A 15896-nucleotide genomic window follows, 5' to 3' on the forward strand; every position below is an offset into this window, starting at 1 on the left:
CATGCTTTCTTGCATATCTTCGACCGTGTCTGCCTGGAAAATGGTACGGAACATCGCCTGACCCAGCCAAATCACCCCTGGACCAATGGTCAAGTCGAACGCATGAACCGCACCCTCAAGGAAGCAACCGTCAAACGCTATCATTATGAAAATCATCAACAGTTGCGAGAGCATCTTTACAGCTTCCTGAATGCCTACAACTTCGCCAGGCGACTCAAAACCTTACGAGGACTCACACCTTACGAATACATCATCAAATGCTGGCAAAACGAACCTGAACGTTTTATCATCAATCCATACCATCACAAAGTGGGACTAAACAGCTAGTCACTACTATAGGAATAACCGATATGGTATTAACGCTCGCTGGGAAGTCAATGACGTCGTGACGTTGCGCGCCACCTGGCATGAGAACCGTGGCATACGTGGTGGAGAATTAACGTTCAATTCCGTGCAAGCGGATGGTACGATTACGCAATTCATTCAGGATGTTTACGCGCCGGATGTTAGCAGGCTTCGCAGTAAGGACAACGGCTCAGCTGGCTTTGCATTTGCCGATTTTAGCTTTAACACAGGCAGCATTACCCACAAGTTGACGACTGGGGTGCGATACTTCAAGGAAGAGAATTTGCAGCCTCAATTTCGCTCGTCCAATACCACCATGTACAGCGGGCGATTATTTGAAGACGGACCACTTTATCTTCCCAAGCCGGACATAGCACCCATGGATCGCGGGCCTGTGATTCCATTTTATGGCAATAATTATGGCAGATCTGTGATCATAGGCGATGACATCACCTTCAATCCACGTTGGTCGCTTCTGGTGGGTCTTGCTCACACCCAGATTGAATCAAAAGCTACTGTTATCTATCCCACTAGGGCGTATAGCGAGTCAGCACTGACGCCGACTGTATCGCTGATCTATAAACCAATATCTGCACTTACCACTTATGCCAGCTATATGGAATCACTGGAATCGGGTGGTGGCGCTGCTAATGAGTTCAATGGGGTACCGGTGGTCAATGCCGGCGAAACTATGGCACCGTTGGTCAGCAGGCAATATGAGATCGGGGCTAAGTGGTCGATTGGCGGCATGTTGTTGACTACTGCTTTATTTCAGATCGACAAGGGGTTGCAATATTATGACCTTACTGCTCCTACTGAGCCCCGCTATGTGCAGGATGGTCGCCAGGTACATCGTGGCATCGAGTTCAGTGCCTTTGGTAAAGTTACAAATTATCTGACATTGATCGGTGGCTTCACCTGGTTCGATACCGAAGTGACTAAGCAGAAGCAGATGCCAGCACTTAAGGGTAAGCGCCCTATGCAAGTTCCGGAGAAAGTGGTTAAGCTGCGTGCCGAATATCGCTTGCCACCATTGCCAGCGCTGACCCTGATTGGTGGGGTCAACTACACTGGTGACAGCTATGGCGATGCTATGAATACCGACCACTTGCCTGGCTATACACTGCTGGATGCGGGTTTGCGTTATGAGATGGAAACAGCTGGGAAGCCTTTGACCTTACGGCTGGATGTGAACAATCTCACCAACAAACGCTACTGGGTCAACGCCGGCTATCTGGGTGCTCCACGCACCGTCTTATTCTCGGCCAGTCTGAGATTTTGAGGCGTGGAGGAGCACATATTTTGAGGTTAAAGGTGTTTTATAAGCTGATGCCAGCTATAGCTAGTCTGTCTCTTTGAGGAAATTTTATATGAAAGAGATCGGAGCATTTGAAGCCAAGAACAAATTTGGTACGCTGTTGGACTGGATTAAAAGTGGCGAGTAAGTCGTTTATTACACGGTATGGTAAAGCGGTCGCGCGTTTGGTTCCGGTCCAGGAAACGCTTGATCGTACTAAAGTACGCTGGGCAGCCATTAAATCAGCCGGCTGTCTGGAACATCAGGCCGGCATGTTCCCGCATTTTATGGAAGCGGATGCCCGGCCAGTTTTCTTCGGCTACGCTGATTTCGGCGGAAAATGAAGCCAGAAAAGTAGGCGCATTCACCGCATCGTAGGCGATACGGTGAGCATTGGCATCGATGAAACGCTGCAGTTCCTGAGGCGTTTCGGCAGTCACCCATCGTGCCAGTTGATATTTAGCCGGAGCAATGCGTGCCTCGACACCGTATTCATGTTTGAGACGGTGGGTGACGACTTCAAACTGCAATACACCGACCGCACCCAGCAGCAGCATGCTGCCGATATGTGGGCGAAATACCTGTATGGCACCTTCCTCACCTAACTGCGCCAACCCCAGTTTGAGCTGCTTGCTGCGTAACGGATCAGCGATTTCGACCGTTTGAAAAATCTCCGGTGCAAAAAAAGGCAGTCCGGTAAATTGCAGGTGATCTCCCTCGGTCAGGGTATCGGCCAGTTGCAGTGTTCCATGGTTGGGGATGCCGATGATATCGCCCGCATAGGCTGTTTCCAGCAGTTCACGTCGTTGTGAAAGAAAGGAAACGACCGTGCTGGTACGCACATCCTTGCCGCTGCGAACCACCTTGAGATTCATTCCACGCCTGAATTCACCCGAACAAATCCGCACGAAGGCGATGCGATCCCGGTGGGCGGGGTTCATATTGGCCTGAATCTTGAAAACCACACCGGAAAATTTCTTTTCGGCGGGCTGAATTTCGCGCTGGATGGCTTTGCGTGATCCTGGCGGTGGCGCCAGTTCAACCAGTGTATCGAGCACTTCCTGTACGCCGAAATTATTGATGGCAGAGCCGAAAAATACTGGTGTCTGCTGCCCGGCAAGAAATGCTGTCTGATCGAATTCCGGTGCTGCGCCGGTAATCAGCTCGATTTCCTGGCGGGCTTGTTCGAGATTTGCGCCGAAACGTTCTGAAATTGCCGGATCTTCCAGATTGGTAATGATGGCTGTCTCTTCCTGTTCGACACGATCCATGCCGGCGCGAAAGACACGCATCAGTTTGTGGCGCAGATCATATACGCCATGAAAACGCTTGCCCGAACCGACCGGCCAGGTGAACGGAATTACGTCCATGCCGAGTGTACGTTCGATTTCGTCGATCAGATCGAGTGGCTCGCGTACTTCCCGATCCAGTTTATTGACGAAGGTAATGATCGGGGTATTGCGGGCGCGACATACCTGCAGCAGGCGCAAGGTTTGTGATTCCACACCGTTGGCTGCATCGATGACCATGAGCGCGGCATCGACGGCGGTCAGTACCCGGTAAGTATCTTCGGAAAAATCCTGGTGGCCGGGGGTATCCAGCAAATTGATCACACAATCGCGGTACTCCATTTGCATGACCGAGCTGGCAACGGAGATACCGCGCTGCTTTTCAATTTCCATCCAGTCGGAAGTGGCATGACGGCTGGCTTTACGTGCTTTGACACTCCCTGCAATATGAATGGCACCGGCAAACAGCAGCAGTTTTTCCGTGAGTGTGGTTTTACCGGCATCCGGGTGAGAAATAATGGCAAACGTCCGACGACGTTTAACTTCATGGTCGATCGTCATTGAAGATCCTGAGGCTCCTGAGAAACTGAATGATAAAGATGACAATAAGTAGTGTGGCTGGCGCTGAACCGGCTGACAGCCGGATAAACTTCCCGGCAGATTGGCATGACGTGCGGACAGCGCGGATGAAAATGACAACCTGGCGGCACATTGGCAGGTGAAGGAGGCTCTCCCTGTAACCGGATGATCTCACGCTGGCTTCCGGGTTCATACGTCGGTACGGCGGACAACAATGCCTGAGTGTACGGATGTTTGGGATTATCCAGCACTTCTTCAGTACGCCCGCTTTCCACGATTCTCCCCAGATACATGACCGCGACTTCATCCGCCAGATAATCCACGACGGCTATATTATGGGTGATCAGCAAATAGGCAAGTTTGTGCTCCTGTTGCAGTGTTTTCAGCAGATTGAGTATCTGTGCCTGTACCGAAACATCCAGTGCACTGGTCGGTTCGTCGCAGATCAACAGTTGTGGATCAACCGCCAGTGCACGTGCGATAGCAATCCGCTGGCGCTGGCCGCCGGAAAACTCATGCGGGTAGCGCCATTTGGCTTCTGCCGGTAAACCTACCTGCATCAGCAAGGTATCGACATCGTGCTGATTTTTTTCACTGGCGGCGATTTTATCCGAATTCCGGCCAAGCGCCCGTATTCCTTCTTCGATGATTTCGACGATACGCATGCGCGGATTGAGCGACGAATAAGGGTCCTGAAAAATGATCTGGAATGCAGAGCGTTTTTGCAGCAGTTGTTTACGATCCAGATCGCGTAATTCCTTATCTTGCAGGCGAACACTTCCCGATGTCACCGGGATGAGCTGCATGATTCCTTTGCCTACCGTGGTTTTGCCACAACCGGATTCTCCCACCAGTGCCAGCGTTCTGCCGCCGTCAATTTGCAGTGATACGCCATCTACCGCTTTGACATGGCCTGCTACCCGTTTGAATAATCCTTTGTGCACCGGGAAATGTATTTTCAGATCATCCACACGTAAAAGTGGTTTGCTCTGAGTCGAATCAGAGGTATGGCTACTGAGCGGAAGATCATCCAGTGCGGATCGTGCTGTCCTGGATAACGATTGAAGCCGGGATTGAGGCGACCGTTCCGTGGAATCGTCCGAATAAAGATGGCAGCGGACATGATGCTGCGGTGCGGTTTCCACCCACGGTGGAATGATCTGATGACATTTTTCCCATGCCCGGTCACAGCGATCAGCAAAACGGCAACCGGTAAATACTTTTGAAAGAGCCGGAACATTCCCCGGGATGACAATCAGTCCCTGATCGCGTTTCTTTCTTGTCGGCAGTGCCGCAAACAGCTTGTGGGAATAAGGGTGGGCTGGTGATTGAAAAAAGCGTTCCCGATCCGCTGTTTCAATGATTTGGCCTGCGTACATCACAGCAACGCGATGTGCCATTTCTGCTACTACACCCAGATCATGGGTGATCAGAAGAACAGCCATGTTTTCCTGCTGCTGCAAGCCACGCATGAGATCGAGCACCTGGGCCTGAATCGTCACATCCAGTGCGGTCGTGGGTTCATCTGCGATGAGGAGTTCCGGTTTGCCTGCCAGTGCCATCGCGATCATGACACGCTGTTTCATGCCGCCTGAGAACTGGAACGGATACTCTGCCATGCGTCGGGCGGGATCAGGAATGCCTACTTGACGCATAAGTTCCAGAATGCGTATCTGTAACGCTGCACCACGTAAACCGGAGTGCTGCAGTAAAACTTCTCCGATCTGTGCACCGGTGGTCATTACCGGATTCAGGCTGAGCATCGGTTCCTGAAAAATCATGCCGATACGATTACCGCGTACTTTGCGCATGGCGGATTCCGGCAGGGTCAGCAGTTCATCTCCGTTCAACCGGACACTGCCATGCACGATTTCTCCGGCATCGGGCAGCAGGCGCATGATCGAAAGAGCCGTGATGGATTTTCCGCTGCCGGATTCCCCCAGCAGCGCAAATGTTTCGCCCGGATGGATGGCAAGTGACAGCCCGTCCACAGCGCGTACCGGTTGCCGGCCGGTATGCAGCAGCACCCGGAGATCCGTTACTTCGAGCAGCGCTGTCATGTACGGGAGGTGTTCTTGTCTGAAGGCAATGTTCCGGTCGTTTCTGCCATGGCCTGTTCTTCAGTCTGATTGTTGAGCAATCTGTTTGGATCGCCAGCTAATGTCCGGTTGCGCGGGTCGAATGCGTTTTGTACCGCATCAGAAAAAAGATTGGCGCTCAGCACCAGGGCAAACATGAAGGTGAAGGCGGCAAACAATGTCCACCAGACCATGGGCTCACGCGCCATTTCCAGTCTGGAAGCATTGATCATCGTTCCAAAACTGATGGTCGAGGGATCCACTCCCACACCCACATAGGAAAGTACTGCCTCGGCTAGCACCAGGCTGCTGAAATCCATGACGGTGGTAATCAGGACGATATGGACGACGTTCGGTAAAATATGGCGGCTAAGAATACGCCAGTGAGACACACCGAACGCGTGTGCTGCCTGGATATATTCCATCTCGCGCAGTTTCAGGGTTTCTCCGCGCAGCAGTCTGCACAATCCCGTCCAGCTGGTAATGCCCAGGATGATGCAAAGAAACAGCAGGCGCAGATCGGCACGTGCGGCAGCAGTATCGAGCATGTCGGCATGCGTTTCGATATAGACCTGCATCATCAGTACCGCTGCGGCAATCAGCAATACACTGGGGATGGAGCTGAGCGTGGTGTAAATATACTGGATGACATCATCGATCCAGCCGCGAAAGTAGCCTGCGGCAATCCCCAGCAGCAGGGCGAACGGCAGCATGATCAGTGTTGTCATCGTTCCGATGATAAGGCCGGTTCGAATACTTTTGAGGGACAAATACAATACATCCTGGCCGACCTTGTCTGTTCCCAGCACATGATAGTGCATCGCCAGTGCCACGATTGCGCCACAGGCAGCCAGAATGATCGCGAGTGTCATCAGGATGGCACGCCAGGGTATTTCAGTTGCGCCACGCCATATCGCGGTTTGCATACGAACAAACGAAATCCGGTATTGTCGTGCTTTTACACCGCCCAAACCGGCGACCAGCCCGATCCAGATCAGCAATCCCGCGCCAGCGCCGGAAGCGGATCGCCATAAAATATCTTCTACCAGCTCCATTTCCGGGTATTGCAAATGTGCGCCACCATGCACCAGACGGGCAAAGTCTCTGATCTGATTTCCGTCAGGCGTTGTGATCGTTTCTTTCGCGTAGAGATGAGCCGACAGTGGCGCGGAATAGGTTTTTTCCGTTTGCAAACGCAGCGGCGCGGCCAGCAGATCGAGCAGACTCAATACTTCTGCACTGTATAGCTGTTTTCCATCACTACTACGCACGGATTGTTCCAGAACCGGGCGAAAATGAACCGTATCGAGCAATCCGATCAGAATGAAACATAGCAGGATGGTCAGTGCCGACATTCCACTGGCGCTATGTGTAACCTTGCGCCACGATGCCAGCACATACACATGTCGTCTGGCATAAATACCGAAAGCAATACCTGCCGCCAACAGCAGATAAATCAGTGCGTCTGTCCAGAGTATGACGGGATCGAAAGACATCATGGCTAGAATGAAATTCAAACGGTAACAGGCGCTATTGTAGTGCAATAACAACCGGTGACATCAATCAGGATAGAAGGATGGGGTGACGTATCGCGGTTTTCAGTATTAAAGTCGACGATGATCAGGCCGTTTACCTGTAAACCCGTCGCCTGGTTGAATACGGTGTCAGCAGAAACGCTGGAAAAATATTCCGGTATTAATTAAAGTTTTGCGATCAGCGGCCGTTAGACGAGCGTACTATACACGGATGTTCATTTTAGAAGGAAATTCGATCGTGAAAATAAATCAGATACCCCCGGGACGCACAGAGACCGTTGCCGGTGGTTCGCAGAAAAAAATGGACAGAGCAAACAGCGCTAAACCGGGTGCAGTTGGCGAAAGCAATAACGTCCATATCAGCTCACTTTCAATGAGCATCCAGTCGCTGGATGCGAGCAGTGAAACGATGAATACTGCAAAGGTGGCTGAAATCAAACAGGCAATCAGTGAGGGCCGTTTCAAGGTCAATCCGGAAGTGGTTGCAGATCGCCTGCTGGAAACAGTGAAAGAATTGATTCAAAACAAACGATAGATCCAGAATGAACAACATACAGACGAACACCCGGGATCAGGATTCACTGGAATATATTCTCCAGCTTGAACTGGACAATATTCGTTTGTTTCTTGAGCTTCTCGAGCATGAGCGAAACCTGCTCGCTGCAGGAAATCTGGATGATCTGGCTTTGCTGGTTGCTGACAAGGATCGGCTGATTGACCAGTTTGCACGGCTGGATATGCGCCGTAACCGCTTTCTGAATGCTGCCGGCTTGCCTGAAGGTACACAGGGAATGAATGCCTGGGTATCTGGCAGCGATGAAGAATCGACAGTTGCTCGCGACTGGGAAGAACTGCTTGGCCTCGCTGATCTGGCAAAACAGCTCAATCAAACGAATGCAGTCATTACTTCCAGCTGGCTGCAATATACACGTCGAACATTGAACGCCCTGCATAGTGCTGCAGGACGCCCTCCGCTCTATAACACCAAAGGTCAAACGACCTGATGAGTCCCCTGCCTTCACTTGGGAGATGTTTCACGTGAAACATTTTTCAGCAGAAGTTGTCTTCTGGTAATGCCATGATCTTGTAATCACTGTCAGACAGGATTTATGGTGTTGCTGTATTTGTTCAATGGTGTATTTGTGCCAGTCTGATCAAATTCATATAAAATACTTTCGGTTTTCAAGCAAAATTTTCTTCAACCCGATCGCCTGTGTTTGTCCAGGTCGTGCTGTTAAATCAGCAGTCTGATATTTATGCATTTCTCGAAAGACTTTGACATCATCGTCGTGGGTGGCGGGCATGCTGGGACAGAAGCTGCGCTTGCCGCTGCACGTATGGGCCAGAAAACACTGCTCCTGACACAAAATCTGGATACCTTGGGACAAATGTCGTGCAATCCATCGATCGGAGGAATCGGCAAAGGTCATCTGGTTAAAGAAATCGATGCGTTGGGTGGTGCTATGGCTGCGGCAACTGATGAAGCCGGTATCCAGTTCCGGATACTCAATTCGAGCAAAGGTCCGGCTGTACGTGCAACCCGTGCACAGGCTGATCGTGTGCTGTATCGTCAAGCTATTCGCAGACGATTGGAAGCACAGCCTGATTTGTTACTGTTGCAGTCGACAGTCGATGATCTGCTGCTGAATGGTGACAAGATTACAGGCGTTGTCACACATCTCGGCATGACTTTCTCCGCGCGCGCCGTGGTGTTGACAGTGGGTACATTTCTGGGTGGCGTGGCGCATGTCGGTCATCAGAATTTTCAGGCCGGGCGAGCAGGTGATCCCGCATCGATCAGGCTTGCTCATCGTCTGCGTGAAATGAATCTGTCGGTCGGAAGGCTCAAAACCGGTACACCGCCACGTATTGATGCACGCACCATTGATTTCCGGATATTGCGCGAACAGCCGGGAGATGAGCCGGTGCCGGTCTTTTCGTTCCTGGGTAATATCACGCAGCATCCCCGGCAGATATCATGCTGGATGACTCGCACCAATGAAAGGACGCATGAAATCATTCGGACAGGGCTGGATCGTTCTCCGCTATATACCGGGAAAATAGAAGGTATCGGACCGCGTTACTGTCCGTCTATCGAAGATAAGGTAGTGCGTTTCTCTGAGAGAGATGCGCATACGATTTTCCTGGAACCGGAAGGATTGGAAACCAGCGAAATTTATCCGAATGGAATTTCGACCAGTCTTCCTTTCGATGTGCAGGTCGAGCTGGTTCGCTCCATCGCAGGGCTGGAAAATGCACATATCACCCGACCGGGCTATGCAATCGAATATGATTATTTCGATCCGCGTACGCTCAAAAAATCTCTCGAAACCAAAGTGATCGACGGGTTGTTTTTTGCAGGTCAGATCAATGGCACCACCGGTTACGAGGAAGCCGCTGCCCAGGGCTTGCTTGCCGGATTGAATGCCAGCCTCAAAATAAAGGAACAGGAACCCTGGTGTCCGAGTCGTGACGAGGCTTATATTGGTGTGCTGGTCGATGATCTGGTTACCCGTGGCGTCACGGAGCCTTACCGGATGTTTACCAGTCGAGCGGAATTTCGTTTGCAATTACGAGAAGATAATGCTGACATGCGGTTGACCGAAACCGGTTATCGGCTGGGTCTTGTAAGCGAAGAACGCTGGCAGGCTTTTGCTGCCAAGCGTGAAGCCATAGAAACAGAGAAAACGAGACTGCGTAATACCTGGATTTCCCCCGGTACCTTGAGTAAATTGCAAACACCGGATCAGCCAGCTGATGATCGTTCATATTCGCTGTATGATCTGTTGCGGCGTCCCGAAATTGGTTATGCAGAACTGGTTTCACTATCCGCTAGAGGTCAGTCTGTGATTGACAGCCAGGTTGCTCAGCAAGTGGAAATCGATGTCAAATACGAAGGTTACATAGAACGGCAGAGGCAGGAAGTCGTTCGCCATGCGCAGCATGAAGCCATGATTTTGCCAAAAGATATGGATTACCGTGCTGTACGGGGGCTTTCCAACGAAGTAACGCAGAAACTCAATCAGCATCAGCCGGAAACGATAGGCCAGGCAGCACGGATTTCCGGCATTACACCAGCAGCCATATCCTTACTGCTGGTACATCTGAAGCGTGGCATGGCACGCCAGGCAGTCAAACGGGAAGAAATGCATGAATCTGGAAAAACAGTTGCATGACGGTCTGAAAGCAATTCCGGAATTGTCCGCGGACACAGGGCACTTGTGCAGCAGGTTGTTGCGCTATATTGAGCTTATCGCGAAATGGAACAGTACACATAATCTGACTTCGGTCAGAAACCCCGAATCGATGATTACCCGTCACATGCTGGACAGCCTGGTCATTTTGCCGCATGTCAGCGGGCCAGGTATCGTCGATGTCGGCAGCGGTGCCGGCTTTCCCGGTATCCCGGTGGCGCTGGCACGTCCCGAATGGCAGGTAACCCTGGTGGAAAGTAATCAGAAAAAAGCCGCTTTTCTGCTGCAAGCCGTGCTCGAACTGGGTTTGCCAAATATCTCGGTCAAACAGGGACGAGTGGAGAAAATAAAGCTGGAAAACAAAGTGGATACCGTCGTTTCACGTGCATTTTCCAGTCTCGAACGTTTCATGAGCTTGTCGAAACACCTGAGTGAGAACGATAGCGATCACTGTCGCTTCATCGCCATGAAGGGGGAATTTCCGGATATGGAGCTGATGCAGTTATCCTCGGAATTTGTCGTTGAGAAGATTGTTGCAGTCACCGTGCCCGGGCTGAAAGCTAAGCGGCATTTGGTTGTGATCCGATATCAGCCCGGATGAGGATTGTCGGATGGCATCTATAAAATCCTCCCGCAAGTCCACCGAAAATACAGAAACGTAACCTGATGACCAGAATATTTGCCATAGCCAATCAGAAGGGAGGGGTGGGCAAAACGACTACCAGCATCAATCTGGCATCCAGCCTGGCAAGTATTGACAAACGGGTACTGCTCGTCGATCTGGATCCGCAGGGTAATACGACCATGGGAAGTGGCGTGGATAAACGCCTGCTGGATCGTACCGTTTATCAGATTCTACTGGGTGAACAGGTAGCAGCCGAAGTTCGCTTATCAACGAAACCGGGGAAATACGATTTGCTTCCGGCCAATCAGGAACTGGCTGGCGCAGAAGTAGAAATGGTGGCGCTGGAGCAGCGTGAATCCCGCCTGAAAAAGGCCCTGCAGGTGATTCAGGCAGACTATGATTTTATTCTGATCGACTGCCCTCCTGCACTGAATTTGCTGACACTGAACGGGTTGTGTGCGGCGCATGCCGTTATCATCCCCATGCAATGCGAGTATTATGCGCTGGAGGGGCTGAGTGATCTGGTCAACACCATCAAAAGAGTGAGAACGGGCTTCAATCCTGCGATCAGAATAGAAGGTCTGCTGCGAACCATGTTTGATCCGCGCAACCTGCTGGCACAGCAAGTATCCGATCAATTGAAGCAGCATTTTGGCGACAAGGTATATCGGACGATCATCCCACGCAATATTCGGCTGGCCGAGGCGCCTGGTTTTGGTTTGCCGGTGCTCTATCATGACAAACAATCTCGGGGGGCCCAGGCTTATCTTGAGCTGGCCAATGAAATTCTGGCAACCGCCAACTGATCGATAATCCGATCAGGAATCCATCGATGTTAATGATTTGATACAGTGACCATGGTAAAACCAAAAGGATTGGGAAGAGGGTTGGATGCATTATTAGCAGGCAATCCTCCGGAAACGGATTCCCTGCAGAATCTCGATGTGGGTTTGTTGCAATCCGGTAAATATCAGCCTCGAACCAGGATGGATGAAGCCTCCTTGCATGATCTGGCTGAATCGATCAAGGCGCAGGGAATCATGCAGCCGATACTGGTGCGTCCCCTTATGATGGGCGGCTATGAAATCATTGCCGGGGAACGCCGCTGGCGTGCCGCACAAATTGCAGGATTGGAACAGATTCCGGCAATCGTGCGCGAGGTGCCGGATGAATCCGCGCTGGCTCTGTCTCTGATCGAGAATATCCAGCGCGAAGATCTCAACCCGCTGGAAGCTGCACTGGGAATACAACGGTTGATCGAGGAATTCGGCATGACTCATCAGACTGCCGGGCAGGCGCTGGGATATTCCCGCAGTGCAATTTCAAATCTGCTGCGCCTGCTCAATCTGGCTGCGCCCGTGCAGGACCTGATCATGCAGGGAGAAATCGATATGGGACACGGGCGAGCCCTGCTTGTGCTGGATGCCGGCAAGCAGCTGGAAGTCGCGCACCTGATCATACAAAAGCAGTTATCCGTACGTGAAACCGAAAACCTGCTCAAGCGAATGAATGAGATGCCTTCCGTAAAAAAACGGTCATTCCCGGATCGGGATCTGTTACGTCTTCAGGAAGATATCTCTGCCCGGCTGGGTGCCAATGTCATTATCAAACCCGGGAAAAAAGGGACTGGCAATGTCGTTATTCATTATGCCAGCCTGGAGCAGCTTGACGGCATACTGGCAAAATTCTAGGGAGCCTCTGAAAAACTACCTGTGTTGCCTTTCTGTGTTAAGAGTCGGCTCGAAATGCTCTTTATCATGTATAAACTCCGCTTTCTCGCCGATTTTTGTCTTGAACTAACTGCCTCGCTGACGTTTTTCAGAGGTTCCCAAGGGGATTGGCAATCGTCAGGTTTCTGAATTATTCAATATTCTGGATCTGCTCGCGCAATTGCTCGATCAGCACTTTCATTTCCACTGCTATTCGCGTGACTTCTCTCGCCACTGACTTGGAGGCCAGCGTATTGGCTTCCCGATTGAGTTCCTGTGTCAGAAAATCGAGCCGTTTGCCGACGACACCCCCGGCAAGCAGAATGTGTTCGAATTCGTTCAGGTGTCCCTGCAGGCGTGACAGCTCCTCGTCTACATCGACTCTGTTGGCAAACAGGGTGAATTCCTGCCGGATACGTTCATCCTTTTCATCGAGCCCGGCTGCTTTCAAACTGTTCAGTAATCTTTCCTGAAAACTGGCCAGAATAGCAGGCAACCCCGGCAACAGATCCAATACCAGTTGACGCATTCGTTGTACACGTTCCAACAACAGGTTATGCAGCTTTTCTCCCTCGCGCTTCCGGGCGGAGACGAGTTCCTGTAGAGCAGTTTGTAACAGTGCCATACACGGGGTACGCAAGTCATCGATCGAAATATGGTCACTATCGAGTACGCCAGGCCAGCGCAGAATTTCAGCAACGGAAAAATCGCCTGCAGCAGGAAAAATAGACTTGATCTCATCGCTCATGATCTGCAAGTCTTGCAACAGATCACGATTCAGTCGCTGTTGACGGTAACTGTTTGAATAAGATGAAAAAGTCAGGCGACAATCAACTTTTCCCCGCGTCAGTCCACTACCGAGAAAATCGCGCATTTCGGATTCAAGTGCACGGAGTTCATCGGGGAGTCTGAATTGCAGATCAAGATAGCGGTTATTGACTGAACGCAGTTCCAAAGCCAGTGATCCTTGCGGGATTTCCCGGGAAACTGCTGCATAACCTGTCATGCTTGCAAGCATGAACTTTTCCATCCGGTGGATTGTCCAGTGCCATTCGGGTTGATGCTATACTCGACCCTTAAATTGTGTTTTTGATTCTTGGAGGTAGTCATAATGCGGATATTAACATTTCTGGCCATAGCCCTGTTTGCCTTTGGTCTGACAACACTCGATGTCGAAGCCCGACGTATGGGAGGTGGCGGCAGTGTTGGAAAACAGCGCCAGTCAATCAATCTCAACCGGCAGCAGCAGGCTGCTCCCCAAGCTCCGCAATCTGGAAAAGCAGCATCACCCGCTTCACAGGCTGCTCCTGCTGCGGGCGGCAGCAAATGGCTCGGCCCTCTGGCCGGACTGGCTGCAGGAGGATTGCTGGCATCTCTGCTCATGGGCGGCGCTTTTGACGGGATCAACATGATGGATATTCTGGTACTGGTTGGCATAGCCGCCGCCATATTCTTCATCATACGCATGATGCGTGGGTCTGCCGGCGGCAGACAAACCCAGCGGCCAATGCAGTATTCCGGTGCAGGTGCAGGAGGGATGGGAGGTGTTCCATTCCCGAATCGGGATACATCGGCACCGGCAGGTGGTGCGAGTTCCGGTTATGACAGGCAGTCCACTAGCACTGATGCACCTGATATTCCCGCTGATTTCGATGTCGAATCATTCCTCAAACAGGCTAAACGTTCATTCATCGCTTTGCAGTTAGCTCATGATGCCGGGGATCTGGAAGAAATCCGCGCCTATACCACACCTGATCTGTTTGCCGAAATCAGTAAACAGGTTGCTGAGCGTGGAAACATGGCGCAGCAGACCGATGTGATTTTTGTTGATGCGGCCTTGCTGGATGTGACGAATCAGGGTAATCACGCGATTGCCAGCGTCCGTTTTACCGGTGAGCTGAGAGATACTCCCAATGCACAGCCGGAGCCCTTCGATGAAATCTGGCACGTTGAAAAAGATCTCGCAGCATCTGATTCCGGCTGGTTGCTGGCTGGTATTCAGCAGGCAGATGACCTGAAGCACTGAGGGTAACGGGCGTGTCATGGTGATTAGTCATCCCAGGTGGTGTGACAGATTTGCAGTTTTCATCCATTTGTTCACCACGACTGGCAACTTGATCGATCAGCACGCCCGGACTAATTCCGTTCGAATCGTATTTTATCTGTCCGCAATCGGGAATGGCACCAGGTTGCAGGCAGTACACCACCCGGACTCTGTAAATGGATTTCGACGTACTGGAAAAGACTGTTTGTTTTCAGGGTTTTTTCCGCCTGGAACGGTACCGTTTACGCCATCGTAAATTCAATGGTGAATGGGGACGACCGATCACACGCGAGCTGTTTGAACGGGGACATGCGGCGGCGGTATTGCCTTATGATCCGCAAACGGATGAAGTATTGCTGATCGAACAGTTTCGTGCCGGCGCAATATCTGCACCCGGTGGCCCCTGGCTGCTGGAAATCGTGGCGGGGGTGATCGAAGCCAATGAAACGCCCGAACAGGTGGTTGCAAGAGAGTCGATGGAGGAAGCAAATTGTCAGATCGGCAGTCTGATTCCGCTGTACGATTATCTGGTCAGCCCCGGTGGTACTACTGAGCGAATCGTTCTGTTCTGCGGCCGGGTCGATATGCAAACGATCGAAGCCGGTGCCGTTTATGGCAATCATGGAGAAGATGAAGATATCAAGGTGCATGTCATGCCTCTGAATGAAGCCATCAGACTGTTGAGTACTGGTCGGATCAACTCTGCCAGTGCCATCATCGCGCTGCAATGGCTTGCCCTGAATCGCGATTCCGTTCGGCGGCGCTGGCTGCCGGAATGAGAATATGCGTATGTGTGTCCGTAAATCCGCCAGGTTTTACCAGACACAATACGGTTTGCTGCTGGTATGTCTGCTATGGGTAACCTGAGTTCGGGATAAGAAAAGAGGAAGTGAGCGCCCGCCTTTTTGCGTAAGATTATGTTTCCAAAAACAAATCAATCGCATTCAGGAGGCGCTCATGGACAGTTTAACTGAACTTTTTTGTCTCATAGATGATTTCTGCTGCCAATTCGAGCCCGCTTTAGAACGCCGCCTTCTGGAAACAGGGGTAAAGAAGCGCAAGCGCTGCAGCGGGTTGAGTTTGTCGGAGTTGATGACCTTGACCGTTTTGTTTCATCAATTGCGCTTTCGCCAGTTCAAGAGTTTCTACCTGGTTTACGTATGCCGTCACTTGCAGGCTGAGTTTCCGAAGTTGCCGAGCT

The 15896-nt window shown here is 51.4% G+C and carries 13 protein-coding genes and 2 pseudogenes; 11 read left to right on the forward strand and 4 right to left on the reverse strand.

Annotation, left to right across the window (positions count from 1 at the left end):
- Together B5D58_RS12130 and B5D58_RS12135 are read left to right on the forward strand one after the other, a co-directional pair.
- On the forward strand, positions 1–327 hold a 327-nt coding region (locus B5D58_RS12130), incomplete at its 5' end, for an integrase core domain-containing protein (protein ID WP_143779589.1).
- Positions 328–343: 16 nt separating this feature from the next.
- Positions 344–1627, forward strand: a pseudogene (locus B5D58_RS12135) (TonB-dependent receptor); the annotation flags it as partial.
- Positions 1628–1884: 257 nt separating this feature from the next.
- Here the strand turns inward: B5D58_RS12135 and B5D58_RS12140 are convergent.
- The 3 genes from B5D58_RS12140 to B5D58_RS12150 are packed head-to-tail and all read right to left on the reverse strand — an operon-like array spanning position 1885 to position 7084.
- Positions 1885–3492 (reverse strand): peptide chain release factor 3, encoded by a 1608-nt coding sequence (locus B5D58_RS12140; protein ID WP_011112943.1) that lies wholly within the window; start codon positions 3490–3492, stop codon positions 1885–1887.
- The gene (locus B5D58_RS12145; protein WP_011112942.1) at positions 3489–5570 is read right to left on the reverse strand and encodes a dipeptide ABC transporter ATP-binding protein; all 2082 of its coding nucleotides are present in this window, start codon (positions 5568–5570) and stop codon (positions 3489–3491) included. Before B5D58_RS12145 ends, B5D58_RS12140 begins: the two co-directional genes overlap by 4 nt.
- The gene (locus tag B5D58_RS12150) at positions 5567–7084 is read right to left on the reverse strand and encodes an ABC transporter permease (protein ID WP_050731322.1); all 1518 of its coding nucleotides are present in this window, start codon (positions 7082–7084) and stop codon (positions 5567–5569) included. Before B5D58_RS12150 ends, B5D58_RS12145 begins: the two co-directional genes overlap by 4 nt.
- 277 nt (positions 7085–7361) lie before the next feature.
- Between B5D58_RS12150 and flgM the strand changes: the two genes are divergently transcribed.
- The 6 genes from flgM (at position 7362) to B5D58_RS12180 (ending at position 12633) form a co-directional block, all read left to right on the forward strand.
- On the forward strand, positions 7362–7658 hold the full coding sequence (flgM, locus tag B5D58_RS12155; RefSeq protein WP_143023781.1) for a flagellar biosynthesis anti-sigma factor FlgM: 297 nt from the start codon (positions 7362–7364) through the stop codon (positions 7656–7658).
- A gap of 7 nt (positions 7659–7665) precedes the next feature.
- Positions 7666–8127 (forward strand): flagella synthesis protein FlgN, encoded by a 462-nt coding sequence (locus B5D58_RS12160; protein ID WP_011112939.1) that lies wholly within the window; start codon positions 7666–7668, stop codon positions 8125–8127.
- Between the two features lie 252 nt (positions 8128–8379).
- Positions 8380–10299, forward strand: a complete 1920-nt coding sequence (mnmG, locus tag B5D58_RS12165) for a tRNA uridine-5-carboxymethylaminomethyl(34) synthesis enzyme MnmG (RefSeq protein WP_011112938.1) — start codon at positions 8380–8382, stop codon at positions 10297–10299.
- Positions 10274–10918, forward strand: a complete 645-nt coding sequence (rsmG, locus tag B5D58_RS12170) for a 16S rRNA (guanine(527)-N(7))-methyltransferase RsmG (protein ID WP_011112937.1) — start codon at positions 10274–10276, stop codon at positions 10916–10918. The genes mnmG and rsmG overlap by 26 nt, the downstream gene beginning before the upstream one ends.
- Positions 10919–10983: 65 nt before the next feature.
- The gene (locus tag B5D58_RS12175) at positions 10984–11748 is read left to right on the forward strand and encodes a ParA family protein (protein WP_011112936.1); all 765 of its coding nucleotides are present in this window, start codon (positions 10984–10986) and stop codon (positions 11746–11748) included.
- 51 nt (positions 11749–11799) lie between these two features.
- Positions 11800–12633 (forward strand): ParB/RepB/Spo0J family partition protein, encoded by an 834-nt coding sequence (locus tag B5D58_RS12180; RefSeq protein ID WP_011112935.1) that lies wholly within the window; start codon positions 11800–11802, stop codon positions 12631–12633.
- A 169-nt stretch (positions 12634–12802) separates the two neighbouring features.
- Here B5D58_RS12180 and B5D58_RS12185 read toward each other — a convergent pair whose 3' ends face one another.
- The gene (locus B5D58_RS12185; protein WP_011112934.1) at positions 12803–13669 is read right to left on the reverse strand and encodes a YicC/YloC family endoribonuclease; all 867 of its coding nucleotides are present in this window, start codon (positions 13667–13669) and stop codon (positions 12803–12805) included.
- A 93-nt stretch (positions 13670–13762) separates the two neighbouring features.
- Between B5D58_RS12185 and B5D58_RS12190 the strand changes: the two genes are divergently transcribed.
- The 3 genes and pseudogenes from B5D58_RS12190 to B5D58_RS12200 form a co-directional block, all read left to right on the forward strand.
- Complete coding sequence (locus B5D58_RS12190; protein ID WP_011112933.1) at positions 13763–14677, forward strand: Tim44 domain-containing protein; 915 nt, start codon at positions 13763–13765, stop codon at positions 14675–14677.
- 194 nt (positions 14678–14871) lie between these two features.
- The gene (locus B5D58_RS12195) at positions 14872–15474 is read left to right on the forward strand and encodes an NUDIX domain-containing protein (protein ID WP_011112932.1); all 603 of its coding nucleotides are present in this window, start codon (positions 14872–14874) and stop codon (positions 15472–15474) included.
- Between the two features lie 178 nt (positions 15475–15652).
- A pseudogene (locus B5D58_RS12200) lies at positions 15653–15896 on the forward strand (IS982 family transposase); the annotation flags it as partial.

The sequence above is a fragment of the Nitrosomonas europaea genome (genome assembly GCF_900167395.1).
Taxonomy (GTDB): domain Bacteria; phylum Pseudomonadota; class Gammaproteobacteria; order Burkholderiales; family Nitrosomonadaceae; genus Nitrosomonas; species Nitrosomonas europaea.